16 protein-coding genes are annotated in these 17,063 nt (G+C 41.3%); 7 read left to right on the forward strand and 9 right to left on the reverse strand.

The window, feature by feature from the left end:
- The first annotated feature begins 114 nt into the window (after window positions 1–114).
- From GWK51_RS12395 to GWK51_RS12405, 3 genes are read left to right on the forward strand one after another with little or no spacing between them, the layout of a single operon-like run.
- Window positions 115–498, forward strand: a complete 384-nt coding sequence (locus GWK51_RS12395; RefSeq protein WP_100241696.1) for a DUF2237 family protein — start codon at window positions 115–117, stop codon at window positions 496–498.
- Entirely contained in the window at window positions 498–1,088 is a 591-nt protein-coding gene (locus tag GWK51_RS12400; protein ID WP_161933949.1) for a Maf family protein, read from the forward strand. Before GWK51_RS12395 ends, GWK51_RS12400 begins: the two co-directional genes overlap by 1 nt.
- A 15-nt stretch (window positions 1,089–1,103) precedes the next feature.
- On the forward strand, window positions 1,104–2,273 hold the full coding sequence (locus GWK51_RS12405) for a ribosomal protein uL16 3-hydroxylase (RefSeq protein ID WP_161933950.1): 1,170 nt from the start codon (window positions 1,104–1,106) through the stop codon (window positions 2,271–2,273).
- Window positions 2,274–2,325: 52 nt separating this feature from the next.
- Here the strand turns inward: GWK51_RS12405 and GWK51_RS12410 are convergent, their stop codons facing one another.
- Both GWK51_RS12410 and GWK51_RS12415 read right to left on the reverse strand, forming a co-directional pair.
- Window positions 2,326–4,203 carry a sensor histidine kinase gene (locus tag GWK51_RS12410; protein ID WP_235941144.1) on the reverse strand — a complete coding sequence of 626 codons (1,878 nt, stop codon included), beginning with the start codon at window positions 4,201–4,203 and terminating at the stop codon, window positions 2,326–2,328.
- Window positions 4,200–4,886, reverse strand: coding sequence for a LuxR C-terminal-related transcriptional regulator (locus tag GWK51_RS12415; RefSeq protein ID WP_161933951.1), 687 nt, complete (start codon window positions 4,884–4,886; stop codon window positions 4,200–4,202). Before GWK51_RS12415 ends, GWK51_RS12410 begins: the two co-directional genes overlap by 4 nt.
- A 316-nt stretch (window positions 4,887–5,202) precedes the next feature.
- On the opposite strand from GWK51_RS12415, the gene GWK51_RS12420 reads away from it, so the two are divergent.
- Both GWK51_RS12420 and GWK51_RS12425 read left to right on the forward strand, forming a co-directional pair.
- Window positions 5,203–6,873, forward strand: coding sequence for an FMN-binding glutamate synthase family protein (locus tag GWK51_RS12420; protein ID WP_161933952.1), 1,671 nt, complete (start codon window positions 5,203–5,205; stop codon window positions 6,871–6,873).
- A 178-nt stretch (window positions 6,874–7,051) separates the two neighbouring features.
- Window positions 7,052–7,435, forward strand: a complete 384-nt coding sequence (locus GWK51_RS12425) for a hypothetical protein (protein ID WP_161933953.1) — start codon at window positions 7,052–7,054, stop codon at window positions 7,433–7,435.
- Between the two features lie 63 nt (window positions 7,436–7,498).
- On the opposite strand, the gene GWK51_RS12430 is transcribed toward GWK51_RS12425, so the two are convergent.
- The 4 genes from GWK51_RS12430 to GWK51_RS12445 are packed head-to-tail and all read right to left on the reverse strand — an operon-like array spanning window position 7,499 to window position 11,224.
- On the reverse strand, window positions 7,499–8,542 hold the full coding sequence (locus tag GWK51_RS12430; protein ID WP_161933954.1) for an alpha/beta hydrolase: 1,044 nt from the start codon (window positions 8,540–8,542) through the stop codon (window positions 7,499–7,501).
- Window positions 8,542–9,663 (reverse strand): YdcF family protein, encoded by a 1,122-nt coding sequence (locus tag GWK51_RS12435; protein WP_161933955.1) that lies wholly within the window; start codon window positions 9,661–9,663, stop codon window positions 8,542–8,544. The genes GWK51_RS12430 and GWK51_RS12435 overlap by 1 nt, the downstream gene beginning before the upstream one ends.
- Window positions 9,664–9,666: 3 nt before the next feature.
- Complete coding sequence (murB, locus tag GWK51_RS12440; RefSeq protein WP_161933956.1) at window positions 9,667–10,701, reverse strand: UDP-N-acetylmuramate dehydrogenase; 1,035 nt, start codon at window positions 10,699–10,701, stop codon at window positions 9,667–9,669.
- A 13-nt stretch (window positions 10,702–10,714) separates the two neighbouring features.
- The gene (locus GWK51_RS12445) at window positions 10,715–11,224 is read right to left on the reverse strand and encodes a low molecular weight protein-tyrosine-phosphatase (protein WP_161933957.1); all 510 of its coding nucleotides are present in this window, start codon (window positions 11,222–11,224) and stop codon (window positions 10,715–10,717) included.
- 120 nt (window positions 11,225–11,344) lie between these two features.
- Here GWK51_RS12445 and GWK51_RS12450 point away from each other — a divergent pair, with 120 nt between their 5' ends.
- Entirely contained in the window at window positions 11,345–12,505 is a 1,161-nt protein-coding gene (locus GWK51_RS12450) for an iron-containing alcohol dehydrogenase (protein WP_161933958.1), read from the forward strand.
- 30 nt (window positions 12,506–12,535) lie between these two features.
- Window positions 12,536–12,991 (forward strand): acyl-CoA thioesterase, encoded by a 456-nt coding sequence (locus tag GWK51_RS12455; RefSeq protein WP_161933959.1) that lies wholly within the window; start codon window positions 12,536–12,538, stop codon window positions 12,989–12,991.
- A 3-nt stretch (window positions 12,992–12,994) separates the two neighbouring features.
- Here the strand turns inward: GWK51_RS12455 and dnaX are convergent, their stop codons facing one another.
- The 3 genes from dnaX to GWK51_RS12470 all read right to left on the reverse strand — a co-directional run bounded on the left by dnaX (window position 12,995) and on the right by GWK51_RS12470 (window position 17,007).
- Complete coding sequence (gene dnaX, locus GWK51_RS12460; protein ID WP_161933960.1) at window positions 12,995–15,097, reverse strand: DNA polymerase III subunit gamma/tau; 2,103 nt, start codon at window positions 15,095–15,097, stop codon at window positions 12,995–12,997.
- A gap of 106 nt (window positions 15,098–15,203) precedes the next feature.
- Complete coding sequence (locus GWK51_RS12465; protein ID WP_161933961.1) at window positions 15,204–15,674, reverse strand: copper resistance protein NlpE N-terminal domain-containing protein; 471 nt, start codon at window positions 15,672–15,674, stop codon at window positions 15,204–15,206.
- A gap of 73 nt (window positions 15,675–15,747) precedes the next feature.
- Complete coding sequence (locus GWK51_RS12470; protein WP_161933962.1) at window positions 15,748–17,007, reverse strand: serine hydrolase domain-containing protein; 1,260 nt, start codon at window positions 17,005–17,007, stop codon at window positions 15,748–15,750.
- Window positions 17,008–17,063 lie beyond the last annotated feature (56 nt).

The following is a 17,063-nucleotide window of genomic DNA, read 5'->3' on the forward strand; positions in this document are numbered from 1 at the left end:
ATCGGCACGATTTTAAATGATTATGCAGAAAAAGGTTAGCTTCTTTTGTATAAAAGCTGCCGAAAGCGTCAGTTTTGATTATGATATTGAAAAGCCACAAATTGATTCACTGTTATGTCATTTCATCCAGATCCTCAAATTAACCGCTTAAACGTATTTGGCGAACCCTTAGCCAGTTGTTGTTTCGACCCAATTACCGGCTATTTTCGCAATGGGTTTTGCCATACTGCTACAACTGATTTAGGGCAGCACACCGTATGTGCGCAAATGACTTCAGAGTTTCTTAATTTTTCACAGAAAGTGGGCAATGACTTAATCACACCTTTACCTGAAGTGGGTTTCCCGGGTCTACAACCTGGAGATTTCTGGTGTATTTGTGTGACTCGTTGGGTTGAAGCATATCAGGCGGGTCAAGCACCTCCGATTAAAATTCACGCCTGCCATCAAGCCGTTCTTTCTTATGTTCCCCTGAATGTATTAATGGATTACGCCATCTGATGAATACCCAAATCATTCTGGCTTCAAGTAGTCAGACTCGCAAAGACTTAATGGATCGTCTTAAGATCCAGTATGAATGTGTTGTGCCTGATATTGATGAATCACCGCGTGGTGAATTACATGCCGATGATTTGGCTCGACGTTTGGCTTTTGAGAAAGCCAATACCATTGCTCAAAAACACCCTGACGCGATTGTGATTGGTTCTGATCAGGTGGCATGGCGTGAAGGTGCGCCTGATATTTTTATTGGCAAACCCCTCTCCTCCGAAAAAGCCATTCGCCAGTTGCAAGCCAACTCTGACAAGATTGTTTATTTCAGTACCGCGTTGAGTGTCCAACAATACGCTACAGGCTTTGAACAAACACTGGTCGAACACTACAAAGTCAAGTTCCGTAAACTGAGTATGGCCGAAATTGAGCGTTATGTTGCCGTTGAGCAACCACTGCATTGCGCAGGCAGCTTCAAATGTGAAAGTTTGGGCATTAGTTTATTCGAACAAATGATTGGTCAAGATCAAACCACTTTAATGGGCATGCCGATGATTCAGCTTTGCCAAATTCTCCGTCAATTAAATATTTTAGTTCCTTAATTTAGGCTGTATTTTATGTCTCAACCTCTAGATGTATTAGGCGGCATTACCGCTGAACAATTTCTTGCTGAATACTGGCAAAAGAAACCGTTACTTGTCCGTAACGCACTACCTGAGATTGCAAATATCTTAGAACCTAATGATGTCATGGAACTGGCTTTAGAAGAGCATGTTACGGCGCGCTTGATTAAGCAGAAAGATAAAGATCCAAATCAATGGTCTGTGAAATCCTCACCTTTAATTAAAGGCGATTTCCAAAAAATGCCAAAACTTTGGACGCTATTGGTTCAAGCAGTCGATCACTACTCTTTTGATTTGGCTGAATTATGGAAAAAGTTCCCCTTTATTCCACAATGGCGCCGCGATGACATTATGGTGTCTTATGCTCCAAAAGGCGGATCAGTCGGTAAACATTTTGACTTCTACGATGTGTTCCTTGTACAAGGCTATGGACATCGTCGCTGGCAGCTTGGGCAAATGTGTGATGCCAATACCGAATTTGTTTCTGGTCAACCTTTAAAACTTCTGCCTGAAATGCAGGTTGATTTTGACGAGGTCCTTGCCCCAGGTGATTTACTTTACGTTCCACCAGGTCTTTCACACTATGGTGTTGCAGAAGATGACTGTCTGACTTTCTCTTTTGGTTTCCGCATGCCAAACATGGCGGACATGATGGATCGTGTCAGTGACAAATTTGCAAGTAATGGCTTCTTAAAGAACCCAATGCTTGATATTCAACGCCAACACAGCAGTGATATTGGACAAATCTCAAAGGCAGAGCTGGACTATTTAAAAGCGGAACTCTTACAACGCCTACAAAATTCAGCTGAACTGGATGATGCCATCATGAGTTTAATGTCTGAACCCAAATATCCAGACAACATCCCTGAGCCTGATGAAATTGAAGCGGATGACTTACGTGAAATTTTAAATACAGGATATGAAATTTTACTTGAACCGGCTTCTCGCCTAATCTACTCAGAACAAGATGCTGAATTATTGTTCTGGGCAAATGGTGAGCAAGTTTGTATTTCAGAAGAATTTACCGCGCAGTTAAAGCAGATTGCCGATGGTCAAGCGCTTCCTTTTGATCAAAGTTTTGATCATGAAGAAATTCTAGAAGATTTGGCTCAACTGATGAATGATTCCATTCTGATGATTCTGCCACCAGCAGAAGAAGAATAATCTTCAAGCTAAGGGTATTAAAGTTGGATTTAATACCCTTTGTTTTTATCCTTTATTTTATTTCCAACAAGGCTTGCACCACGGTCTTTCCTCTTTCAGAGGTCACTTGTAATTCTGCACCGACACGCTCCAAACGCATCTTCATGCTACGAATACCAATACTCATGCCATTCTGAAAATTACTTTTCACATCAAAACCCACACCATCATCCTCTATGGTTAAAATCAGTTGCCGTTCATAGGGAAATACCATGGAAACGTACACGTGTTTTGCCTGACTGTGTTTAACCACATTGGTTAAACTTTCTTCAAGCACACGAATAAGCGTTAAACATTGTAAGGCTGTCGGTACATAACCCCAATTTTGCGGGAAGGACCATTTCGATTCGATATCCAACTCTTCCATCAATTGGCTAAAGCGATGTCGAACGGGCGCTACCCATAAAATAGGATTTTCAGGTACACGGGATTCCAAACTCGAACCACTGTCGATAATCTGTCTTAGATCATCCCTCAATAACTTCAAAATAGACAAAAATTGTTGATTCGACATATTCTGCTCTGCTTGATCAACAATAATCATGGAGCGGACCAAGGACGAACCTAAACCATCATGTAAATCATGTGAGAGATGAATCCGTTCCTGAAGTCTGACATTTTCCAGTTCAAGCTTATGTTTTTCGTTCATGCTGGAATACAAATCATCGCTGACCTGTTGTACTTTTTCTTCTAAACGCTGATTAAATTTTTCTATACGACGTGTGTTACGTGCCAGTTTCACACCCAAAATGAGCACCACAAATATCGTGATAATAGGTGAGGTATAAGGTGAGAGTGGCTTAATATCTTTATGTAATTCAGAACCTAACAGTACCGTATCAAAAAGGGCACAGAATAAAATCCCAGTCAGGCACATGAGTAAAAATATATATTCTCTTTTTCTGGTTCTATAGGTCACATAACCCAAGTAAATGTAGGTTAACAGAAAGAGTGCCACATACATCATGAAAATATTAATAAATACAGCAGTTAACCATTGGACTGGGGTAAAGAAGATGACAAGTAAGACAATTGCTGTGATTGCCCAAACAACACGTTCAACTTTGATCAGTTCAACTCGAATAAATCGGAGTAAATAGGTACAAAAGCACACCATATACAGCGCGAAAAAACTGATATTGGCTTGAGCAGCAAGAATATTATTGGCAAATGGCTTGGTTTCTGTGACGAGAATATTTGAGATAAATAAAACCCAAAGGAGACAACTTAGAGCGAACCAAGCAAAAGTCGTTTCAGAACGTCTGAAGATCCAGATTGAAAAACACAATAAACCCAGAACCAAGGAAATAATGATGTTAATTTCAAATAACGTCCGTCGATTCCATATCTGTTGTTGCTGCTGATCATACGCCGCTTGTACATTGTGAAAAGAGACTGCGCCCAGACCTGCATTCTGAAAGGCATAACCCGTCACATAAATGAGAAATTCATTTTCATCCGCTTTTAAACTCGAGGGTGTGAGTACCCAGTAACGCGGAATATTCCAGCTTTTGGACAAGGGTTCAACTAAATTCTTGTCTCTCCAGAGCACATTACGGTTGAAATACACTGCTCCCGCAGAATTAATATAGTCGATAGAGAAAGCAAAGGACTGGTTTAAAGTTCCAGATGAACAATCTGGTTTCCACAAAATTCTATACCAAACCCCGCCATTATACTGCGGCTCATGTTGTGACCAGTTATCAGGTAAATCGACCGTCTTCCAGCCAGTTTTAGGCACATGTTGAATCGAATCTGTTTTGACAAACTGAATTGGTTGAACCTGAATGGCACATTGCGGATTAATTGAAAAATATGATGCTGCGAAGACCTGCATATGAATGCAAGCCAAAGCAAGCATACAGAAACATCGCAGAATCAATTTGGTCATATAATGCCTAAGGTTCTGGCAGCACTCACTGCCTTGGTCCGTTTAGAAACAGACAATTTTCTATAAATATGTTTAATATGACTTTCTACGGTATAGCGTGAAACAAATAGTTGTTCCGAAATTTCCCGATTACTCAAGCCTTGCGCCACCAAGTCTAGAATTTCCTTCTCACGATTGGTCAAAGCTTCCATATCAGATGGCAAATTGTCATGTTCACTTTTATCATGAGTATCTTCCTGCACCGCAATTTGTGCCAAAATTTCTCTAGCAATAAAAGGATCAATCGGCGCACCACCCCGCAAAATGCTGCGTATGGCCAATAGGACTTCCGAATCATCGCGTTCTTTTAACACATAACCTGTTGCACCCGCCTTGATGGCGGAAAACAGGCTCGCTTGCGTACTCCAGGCGGAAATCACCAAAATTAAAGCACTTGCATCGCGCTCTCTTAATTTTTCTATGAACTCAACCCCATTTCCATCTGGCAATCCCAAATCAACCAAAGCCAGTGAAATTGGGATTTCCTCCATTTTTTCGAATGCTTGTTTTAAGTTGGAGACAAAATGTAATGTCTCATTTTCATATCCCAGTTCAGTTAAAACTCGTTGAAGACGTTTTTGTATAATTGGTTCATCTTCAAGAATAATTACAGGTACTGGTAAAACCGTTTCAATATCATTCATGTCACACCCCATCTCTTGCTTTGAAATATACGCAGGTTTTCAAGATGACTCATATCCCTATATTTGGGTAATTTGAAGCGCTCTCCCTGATTTATGCTTCTTATATGCTTAAGATACACTTATAGCTGAATATTTACATAATAAAACTGCACTGTCGCACAAATTAAATGAAAGTAAACATTAACCCTATGCAAGCCTATCGACTTATCTCATGATTTATTAATGGACTTCTCACACAAATTATGACTTGTACTATGGTCTCAAACTTGGCATTGTGAAAACAAATATCCATCAGGTACAAGGATGAATTACAACAATGCCGAATCCTGCTCAAATTGTTCGCCATAAATTATTAAATACGTTTTTTTCACGACATTCTGTCTGGTTCGCCTGCATCTTTATTGCCCTGAGCATTACTTGGTTCAGGTTAAACTATGCCCCACATTATATTTATTATTTCCTTTCCGATACGGTACTGAATTCGCTCTGGTTAATTACGTCCCTACTCAGCTTACTCGGACTCTATGATCTACTACAAAACCAACATTCCATCTTAAAAAATTATCCCATCATGGGACACTTCCGCTTTCTGTTTGAAGAATTTCGACCTGAAATTCGCCAGTATTTTATTGAATCAGATGATGATGCTCTGCCTTTTTCACGCATGCAACGCAGCTTGGTCTATCAACGCTCAAAGAACGAAAACTCGGACAAACCTTTTGGCTCGATCATTGATGTGTACGAACAAGACTATCGTTTTATGACACATTCGATTCAACCCTGTCCACCTGCTGACCCATCCACATTTCGGATTCAGATTGGCAGTTCACAATGCTCTCAACCTTATAATGCCTCCATCATGAATATCTCTGCCATGAGTTTTGGCAGCTTGAGTGCCAATGCGATCCGTGCATTGAACAAGGGGGCACAATTAGGTAACTTTTATCATGACACGGGTGAAGGCAGCCTCAGCCCTTACCATTTGGAATATGGCGGTGATATTGTTTGGGAACTGGGTAGCGGATATTTTGGTTGCCGTACCGAAGATGGCACATTTGACCCAGTCAAATTTGTGCAGCAAGCGGTATTGCCTCAAATTAAAATGATTGAGATTAAACTCTCACAAGGCGCTAAACCAGGACATGGCGGAATTTTACCCAAACATAAGATTTCAGCAGAGATTGCGCAAATCCGTGGTATTCCGCGTGATCGGGATTGTATTTCTCCTTCCAAGCATTCCGCGTTCAATACCCCGATTGAGATGCTGCAATTCATACAAACCTTACGTGAACTTTCAGGGGGTAAACCTGTCGGATTCAAACTCTGTATCGGTCAGCCTTGGCAATTTATGGGGATTGTCAAAGCAATGCTACATACACAAATTGTTCCTGACTTTATTGTGGTTGATGGTTCTGAAGGTGGTACTGGTGCAGCACCAATTGAATTAATTAACAATATGGGCACACCGCTGCGCGAAGGTGTACTCTTCGTACACAACACATTAGTGGGTGCTGGGCTTCGAAAGCAAATCAAGATTGGTGCCAGCGGTAAAATTATCAGTGCTTTTGACATTGCCAGTACTATGGCTATTGGAGCAGATTGGGTCAATTCGGCACGGGGCTTTATGTTTGCGATTGGCTGTATTCAGGCACAAAGCTGTCATACCAATCAGTGCCCTGTTGGTGTCGCTACTCAGGATCCAGACCGCCAAAAAGCCCTACATGTATCCTCTAAAGCAGAACGGGTGTTTCACTTCCACAAGAATACTATGCATGCCTTATCTGAAATGATAGCTGCTGCAGGATTACGCCATCCTTCAGACATTAAAGCCCACCATTTGGCGCAACGTTTGAATGACCGTGAAATTAAAAACTATGCTCAACTGCATTTTTGGTTAAAAGACGGCGAACTACTGAATTGCGAAAATAAAGACGAAGAAAACTTTTATTTCCGTATGTGGAATATGGCGAAAATGGAATATTTCTGAACGAAACTGTTGGACTACCTGTTTTTTCCGTTTTAAACGAAACTGTTGGACTACCTGTTTTTTCCGTTTTAGGAGTAGTTGGTGTTGTATTTACTTTAGATGGAGGGTACGCGGGCGGAGTCACAGGTACAGCATTCGCAGAATATAATTATGAAAGACTTAAATAATTGGGGATTTTATGTTGCTAAAAGATCTATTGGTAATTTATTTATTATTATCTATTGTGTTATGGGCTATTCTCCACCAATTAGCAGCAAGATATGTGAATAGTAATGAAGCTTTGAAGAGTATATTTTATGGCAATTTGTATAAGAATAAATCAATGGATGTTACTAACATTGAAGCAATAATTTTAGGCGTTACTTTTGTTAATACCATTTTCTTCATTTCAGGGAAAAGTTTGAAGAATTTCTTTGAAAAGAGAAAACTATTCTATGGGTTAGATTTTAGATTGGCAATGGCTGTGATAGAGCAACATAAAAAATTGTGGTTTTATATTAAGTTATCAATTTTTTTTGGCTTTGCAATAATTGTAAGTTCAATTATGTTTTTTTGGTTGTAAACTCAAAAAACTGGGCTGTAATCTCAGCCCAGTTTTCACTAAATCAATTTTAATAAAATCAACTTAGTAATATTCACCAGAACTATGAGCATGCAGGAACGCAGGTATCAAACCCGTCAATGCAGCGCGAATATCTGCCCGCTCATTAATGAGCTGATGAGAACCCTCTTCCAACATCAACAAGGTCTGTAATCGGAACTTTTGACGAATAAACTCAATGTTGTAACGCCAATCTACAGTCTGATCCAATGCCCCTTGCGCCAACCATACTGGAATTCGGCAAGATGGTCGCTCTTCCATTTGCTGCATCCATTTTGACATCGCCAAAATCCAGTCCATGCCCATCATGCGTGGCTGTAAAGGATCTTTTAAACGCACAAAGCGTAGAAACTCGGGATTATGATTATTGCGACGGAAATGGCGAGGTACTTGGCGCTTAATCCGACGGATAATGCCTAAGCCTACAGAATTATGCCACCAAGCCGACTTTGCAGGACGGATCAAAGGAGACAGCAACAATACCCTCTCCACATAAGGATTTTCACGACGTTCAGCAAATTCAAGTAAATGATGCATCCAGATTGCACCACCTGTACTTTGCCCAATACCTAACCATGGTTTTGGGAGTTGAGAGGCATTTTTTACATACTGATACACCGCATGTAGTACCCGCTGATAGTGATCAAAATCCTGAATGCTGGCAGGCGAACCATCACTCAACCCATGACCTGGTAAATCATAGGTGAGCACACTAAAACCTTGCTCTAACAATTCACGAATAATCGGTTGGTAGATCCCGCTGTGTTCTAAATAGCCATGTAAGAGACATACAGTCCCTTTAATTTCTACTTGTCCTTCTGCATTGGCTTTAGGCTGGAACACTTGCACATGCAGCTTAAACAGTGGCATTTGCACAAACCCTTGCCAGTGCTCGCAGTTGAGTAAGTGTAAACCATACAATTTTCGGTAAGCTTGTAATTCAACTGAAGGAGAAAATGCATGATTCAGATTTAACGGGTTCAGAACCTGTGGTGTGGTGTCCCGATTCGGTACAGGTAAATCCAGTTGTTTTAAGATATTGGGATTTAAAAATGGAATTTCAGGCATTAGGGTACCTCGCGGCAATCGCTTGAGCCAAATAACATATCGCGAATAGTCGCCAACATTTCATAGTTCGCACGGCGACTATGATCATAGTTTTGCTGGCTTGGCTGCCAAGCTGTTAATTGAGTTGGCATTGGTGCCTTTATAGGTACTGTCTCTATGCCATTTAAAGCAAATAAACGACGTGTTCTTGGCATATGGTATTGATCGGTAATTAAAATCACCGTCGGTGCTCCCCCTTTCTTTTGTAATAATAGCGAGCTGAAACGGGAGTTTTCACAAGTATTCATACTTCTATTTTCTAATAATTTGGCATCTACACCACGTTCTTTCAACCACGTCTGCATATATGGTGCTTCAACACCACTGAGCACGATCGGTAAGTTATACTGCTTTTCGACCTCTAAGGTTTTCTCCAGTCGTAATTTTGTATAGTCATTGACCACAATATCTTTTCTATTTTTGTCTAAAGTTAATCCACCCCCTAAAACTACAATGGCATAAGGTTGCGATAAAGCCGCTTTAGGCGCTTCATTTTGCTCTTTGATTTGCGCAATATCTTTTTCAATTTGTTGCGGATCTGCAGTTTCAACAACAGGCTCGACCTCATGCGTTTGCAAAAAGTCGAGATACTTTTCCATTAAAGCCTTATTTTCTTTACTGTCCAACTCCAAAAGTTCTTTTACATTCTGAGTAGGATCTTCAGGTTCTGAAGAGGCTTGCTCTGGATCTGCCAAAAGAGGAACTTGTGGACGTTCCTCTCCCTCGGCTTGTTCTTGCTGCTCTTTATTAATTAATGCTTGCAAAGCAGTATAGCGTGCCTGAATTTGCGGCAAATTTTCAGAATTGTTTTGCTGAATTTCCTGTTCCATCAACTTCAGATAGGCTTGGCGTGCAATCCACAAGTTGGAACCAGGTTCTAAGTTCTCCGCTTCACTCAGGGCTGCCATTTTTTGACTTTGTGCAGCTACTTCATTGACTTCGACAGGGACAAAACTGTTGAGCGCTTTCACCACCAATTTGGAATAAAAAGGTGAATAAATAAAAACCAGCAGACAGCCCAAAAGTACAAATAACAACGCTGCTATTTGTACTATACGAACCATCCAATGTGTTTTAGCCATTCATTATCCCGTATGTGATTGAATTAAACCGACAGAATTAAATAATACTGGTTCTGGTTCCAATGCAATATCAAACTTAGTCAACACATCTTGCTGCACCGCACGATAGGTTGCCTGCACATCAGATAAAGTCGCTTGTTCGTAGTTCACCAGTACTAAAGCTTGTTTAGCGAACATTCCAACCATGCCTAAGCGCTTACCTTTCCAGCCTGCTTGATCAATTAACCAGCCTGCAGCAATTTTAATCTGACCACCCGCTTGAGGATAATGGGGCAATTGAGGGAATTTCGTATTTATTTGGTCAAAGCACTGTGCAGAGATCACAGGATTTTTAAAAAAACTGCCTACGTTCGGATATTCTTTAGGGTCAGGCAACTTACTCTGACGAATTTGAATGACTTGTTTTTGAAGATTTTCAGCCGTTAAGTCTTCACCCACGGCTTGCTTCAAATCACCATAGCTCAACTTCAAATCCGCTTGTTTCATAAGCTTAAAAATCACTTGAGTAATAACATATCGTTCAGGATCATCTTTAAAAATACTGTGTCGATAAGCAAACTGACAATCTGCACTTAGAATTTCAGTAAACTGCTTTAACTGACGGTCATACACACGCACCGAACGGATAAACTCACCAACTTCTACCCCATAAGCCCCAATATTTTGGACTGGAGATGCACCCACCAAGCCTGGAATCAAAGCTAAATTCTGCAAACCATATAACTGCTGTTCAGTGGTCCAGAGTACAAAGTCATGCCAGACTTGCCCTGCGCCTACAGACAAGGTCTTGGTTTGATCGTCTTCCGCGAAGGTTTCAATGCCTTGAATATACATGTGAATGACCAAAGCATGAATATGTTCAGGTAAAAGCATGTTGCTCCCACCCGAGAGAATTAAAACATTGAGCTGCTGTTGTTCAGCATAAGACAACGCCTCCAGCAACATGCTTTCATTTTCGACTTTCACATAATGAGATGCAACTGAACCCAAATTTAAGGTGTTAAAAGGCTGAAGTTGAACGTTATTCTGAATATGCATGCTTAAACCCGAACTAGCCTTTCAGCTGTTGTTGAAGAACCTGAACCCAAGCCAAACTACTTGATTCACATTGATCAAGTACACGCTCAAATCCATCATCGCCACCATAATAAGGGTCTGGCACAGCTTGTTGAAGAAATTTTTGATCATGCTGACTCATCAGGGCAATCTTTGCTCGAAGCATATGCTGTCCTAGTACCGATTGAGACTGCTGCATTAATGCCTGAATATCTTCTAAATTTTCATAATCCATCGCCAAGATCAGATCAAATTCGGCAAAGTCTTGCAGATGAAGCTGGCGTGCGCGTAAAGCAGACAAATCATAGCCACGCTTTTTGGCATGTCTCTGGCTTCTTAAATCAGGTGCTTTATTCGGATGATAATTGCTGGTTCCTGCAGAATCGACCTCAATATTCAGTTGATGCGCATCACAATAATGTCTAAAGACTACTTCTGCTGTTGGAGAACGGCAGATATTTCCAAGACAGACACATAACACCTTGTAGGGCGTTTGCGATGACATAAGCACCTCAATAGATCGTTTATTTTGCAAAAGCTTATGTTAAGTTATTTGGAGGATGAATCCCACTAAAACTGTATAACAAAAACGTGTAAATGATGATAAAGCGAGAAGGAATTGCCCATGTATGACTTTCAGTTTCAAACAGTTTCCCGAATTATTTCAGGCTTAGGTTCAATTCAAAAACTTCGCACAATTTTAACTGAACAGCGTTGTCAAAAAGTATTGCTGGTTACTGACAATGGCATGCTGCAACAGCAATTACATCTTCCACTTCTAGAAATTTTAGAACATATTCATTTGCCCTATGTGATATATGCCGATGTGATTGCCGATCCACCTGAACAGATTGTCCATGCAGCGGTGGAATTTGCTATACAGGAGCAGGTTGATACTGTGATTGGTTTTGGTGGCGGCAGCTCCCTCGATGTCGCGAAGCTGATTGCTGTGTTGGCTCATCCTGATCAACAACAAAAATTATCAGATTTGTATGGGATCAATCAGGCCAAACCACCTCGATTACCCTTAATTTTAGTTCCGACCACTGCAGGCACAGGTTCTGAAGTCACGCCTATTTCGATTGTGACTACTGGTGAAACCACAAAAATGGGAATTGTTGCCCCTGTACTCTATGCCGACGCAGCCATTTTGGATGCCACCTTCACTCAAAACCTTCCCACACATATCACTGCGGCAACAGGGATTGACGCGATGGTGCATGCCATCGAAGCCTACACCTCTAAAATCAAGAAAAACCTGTATGCCGATATGCTGGCTAAACAAGCCCTGCGACTGTTAAATCAAAACCTGAAACTGGTACTGGAAGATGGTTCGAACCTGCAAACCCGCCAGAATATGCTGAATGGTTCCATGTTTGCGGGTCAAGCTTTTGCCAACGCGCCTGTTGGTGCTGTACATGCACTGGCTTATCCTTTGGGGGGGCATTTTCATATTTCGCATGGGCATAGCAATGCTTTGGTATTGACGGAAGTCTTGAAATTCAACGCACCGCATGCCAAGCATTTATATGCGGAACTCATGACTTGGATGGATCCTTATAGTACGGGCTGTACTGATGGATTATGTGATTTATTTATTGATCATATGCAAAATCATCTAGACAGCAGTGGTTTAACCTTGAAGCTCAATGCACTGAATGTACCTGAAAATGCGATTGCCCAACTGGCACAGGATGCGATGCTGCAAACGCGACTGTTACAGAACAATCCACGTGATCTTACCCAGCGTGATGCAGAACAAATTTACCAAGCCATTTACGCTTAACTTCAATCTTTGCAATGGACATGCCCACCAATGAAACCTCAAGCCAAACTCAGAGCAAACTACCCTTTTATTTTTCCCATACAAACACGTTGGTCCGACAATGATATTTACGGGCATGTGAATAATGTTAATTACTACAGTTATTTTGATAGCGCAGCCAATGCCCTGCTAATTCAAAAAGCCCATTTTGACATTCACCATTCACCCATTATTGGCTTGGTGGTGAGTTCATCTTGCCAGTTTTTACAAGAATTAAGTTATCCCGAAATTATAGAAGTCGGCGTTGCAATTAAACGCATGGGGAACAGTTCATTGGAATACGATTTGGCAATTTTTAAAGTCAATCAGGAGGCAGCAGCAGCGCAAGGGCAATTTATTCATGTGTTTGTAGATCGGGAACAACGTAAAAGTACTCCGATCCCGACTCACATGCGTCAGGCTCTACAAGCCTATATGCAAGTCGAGCCTGAAACAAAATTTGTCTAAGCCTTATTTCAATTGAATATTTTGTAATTCAGCATCAAAACCTTGGATTAAGTCACGCACCACAGGTTCGGTCTGTAATAGCTCTAAAGCTCGACCATGGGCTTGCTCTTTACGTTGATGCTGCAAAATATACGGTGTGGTTTCAGTGACTGCACCATATTCAATTTTAAACAAGGTATTCGGCCACTGTTTTTTCAGAGCTTGTTCCAAAGAATGCTGTGATTGTCCTAAAAGCTGCTGATATTGCTCAGGTATATGAAAAACAGATTCTGCATCGATATGACCCGTCATGACCCCATGTTGTGCCAACTCTTGCACAGCTGGTGATAACTCACTCTGTCTAAACCAATACTCCCACTTACCTAAGGTCCACTCGCCTTCCAAAACCTGTTCTTGCACACGCAAAATATCTTGCGGCATCAAGTTTGATATTGGAGCATCTGACGACACTTGTTCAGGTTGGGACTCAATTTCAATTTGTGGCTGCTCAATTGGAGTTTGAACAGTTTGCTGAGGTTCAACCTCTTCAGCAGATAAACTAAAGAGAGAATCTTGCTCAACTTCTAAATTGGTCAGACTTGGTTCAAGGGAAAGAACATCCGCCGCAATGGTATCTTCAACCGATACTTCTGCTTTTGCATGATCTTCAATCGGAGCAATTTCTTCAAACAAGAAATCATCACTGCTAGATTCTGATGAATCTACTGGGGTCGAATCTTCTTCCTCATCCAAATCAAACAGTACATCATCACTGGCAGGATCAAACACGATTTGATCTGGATTACTACTCAGATTGGCAGTTTCTTCAGCCTGTGCAGGTGCTTCTGGTAATAGCGATTCATCCTGTAGATTTTCCTGAATAACAAGGTTTGCTACAGGTGCTGCAACCTCCACTATTGATTGGATTTGATCTTGCTGAGCTTCAACTACGACATTGCTATGCGCTACAGCTTGTTCAGTCACCAACACAGGCGCAGATTGAATTTGTGTAGCAGGTGCAGAGACCAAGACTTCATTCGGTTGTAATGGTCTAAATGCCAACAAACGCAGCACACACATTTCAAACCCTTGTTCTTGAGTCACCGCAAGTTGTAAGTCTGCGCGACCTTTACAGGCAATTTGGTAATACAGCTGTAAATCTTGATCGGCAATCAACTGCGATAGCTGGGAAATTTTTTGATTAATTTCCGCACTATATTTAAGGCTTAAATCAGGTAAATATTGCAACAATGCCAATTCATGCAGTGTCGAAATTAACTGATCTAAAACTAAAGAAACATCTAAAGCTTGCTGTCTAAATTGCAGTAAGAGTTGGCTGACGCGTGCTTTCTGATTTTGGTGAATTGCCAACAACAAATCATAAATGATGGTGCGGTCAATCAAGCCTAACATCTCTTTGACATCTTGATGTTGAATGGCACCTTGACCATAAGCAATTGCTTGATCAGTTAAAGACAAGGCATCACGCAATGAGCCTTGCGCAGATTCAGCAATCTGCCAGATTGCATCTTGCTGTGCAGGAATCTGTTCTTTTTCTAAAATACAGGTCAAATGCTCCGTAATTTCATCCACCGCCAAAGGACGCAATGTAAATTGCAAACAACGGGAAATTACTGTAATTGGTAGTTTTTGCGGATCTGTAGTCGCGAATAAGAACTTCACATGCTCTGGTGGTTCTTCTAAGGTTTTGAGCAAGGCATTAAAAGAGTGTGTCGAGAGCATGTGTACTTCATCAATCAGGTACACTTTATAACGACCCTGAGTCGGCGCATAAGGCACGTTATCTAGCAGTTCACGTGTATCTTCGACTTTGGTGCGCGAAGCCGCATCAATTTCGATTAAATCGATAAAGCGACCTTCATTCACCGCCTTACACGTTGCACACACTTCACACGGCGTTGCGGTTACGCCAGTTTCACAGTTTAAGCATTTGGCTAAAATACGTGCAATCGTCGTTTTCCCTACGCCACGTGTGCCCGTAAACAAATAAGCATGGTGTAAACGACCACGTTCTAAGGCACTGCTCAGTGCACGTGACACATGGTTTTGACCCACCAATTCATTAAAATTACGAGGACGGTATTTACGCGCAAGTACTTGATACATGTATGCTCCTTTTCACAGGTCTAAGCATACTGTTTTTTTGCTCAAGAGTGAATGAACAATCTTAAAGGGAGTGGATGATTGGGGAAATTAAACACGTTGTAGCGACTTAAGCCTTTGGATTAGTCAAATCCAAAGTAAAATCTGGATATGCCTGATAATGTTCTGCGGTTCGATCTTCTAAAATTTCCAACACCAAATGATTTACATCCAGTTGAATTAAATTACGTTGTTTTACATTCATCAATTCAATTTTAGTTTGTGCATAATCGATAAAACGCAGTTGCCCTGTGAAAGTTTCAATTTCACTCTCTGTACTTAGACTCTCACGTTTCAATTCATAAGTCATATTGGGATACAGAACCAAATCGACTGCCATACCTGGACATTCTCCACATCGAGACATACATCCCATGCAGGGCGTTGTACCTTGGTAATGACCAACCCATTGCATCGCTTGAGCTTGTGTTGCAGTTTCAGCGAATTCAGCCTTATTCAATTGATTTTTAGACTGCTCTTCCTTCTGACAACCCACCAAAAGACTGGTTGCGATTAAAGGAATCAAAATAGGTTTATTCATCGACCCGATCTATAGACTTTTAAAACGCGCACACCTTAGCACAGTTTAGGCCAAGGAATGAAAACCAAGTCACCTAAAACCAGCCCTTACGTCCCTTCAGAATCGCATCAGCACAACGTAAGGTTTCCTGTGTTAAGCCCCACAAACGATAATCCCCTGTGATAGATGCCGTAGAGAAATTATGCGTATAGGCAAAACTTAATTGACGTTCTGGATCACACCAAGCACCAGACCCATTAAAACCAATATGACCAAAACCTTTAGACACCTGTTTCCCCAAAGTCAAAACACGGTGATAACCTAAGCGCCAATGCATGGGAAGCGGCATGATGCGGTCACGATGACGATACTGAATCTGTGACATACGCTGGAAAATTTCAGGTTTTATCAATTGATGCTGTTGCCATTGCCCCCCTTGTGCCAACATGGCATAAATTTTGGCTAGGCTTTCGGCCGAAAAAACCCCATTGGCGGCAGGAATCACGGCTTGCAAACCTTGCTCACTAAAGAAACTAAAATTTTTCATGCCTTTGGGAATCATGGCATCCTGAAAATCTTGTGGATTTTGACCCGACCATTGCGACACTCGATCCATCAAGGACATCTGCTTCGCTTGCTTATTCACTTTTGATGATTGGGGTTTTGAGTCAACTGGAATTGACCTTGCAAAAGGTTTAGCAACATTTCCAAGGCTTTGATACGGTACACCAAAATATGCATTTTCAATGTCGAGTGGTTGTAGCAAATATTGCTGCATCAGACCTGAAAGGCTCCGCCCCGTGGCTTTTTCTAAGGTTGCACCCACCAACCAACCAAATGTAAGTGGCTGATATGCGGCATCTTCACCAACCGCAAAACGCGGCTGAGCTTTCGCAACATGCTCTAACATTGCATCCCAATCTGCCATTTGCGATGCATCTTGAATGATATTGCGAATGTCATACAAACCACTTTGATGACTTAGCACATCGGCTAAGCTAATGTTCGCTTTGCCATTTTGGGCAAATTCAGGCCAATACGCTGCAATCGGTTGGTCATAATCCAGCAATCCCTGACTCACCAGAATATGTGCCAAGGTTGCCAACACACCTTTACCAGTTGAATAACAGACCGATAATGTGTCTTGTTCCCAATCTTCAGTTGCCGACTTTTTCCCCATACAAATATCAACCACTTTTTGCCCTTGGAAATAGACACAAAGTGCCGCACCGCCCTGATGCATACGTGGATACTGAAAACGACTAAACATTTCTGCTAAATCTGTAAAACTTGAAGTTACATCACCTTGATATCGATCTGGTCGAGCGGATAAATATGCTTTAAGTTCCTTCATGTCATCTCCTTATTATTTCTTGTTATTTATACCTTTCTAAATAAAAAGCCCAAATT

The sequence above is a fragment of the Acinetobacter kanungonis genome (genome assembly GCF_009939195.1).
GTDB lineage: Bacteria > Pseudomonadota > Gammaproteobacteria > Pseudomonadales > Moraxellaceae > Acinetobacter > Acinetobacter kanungonis.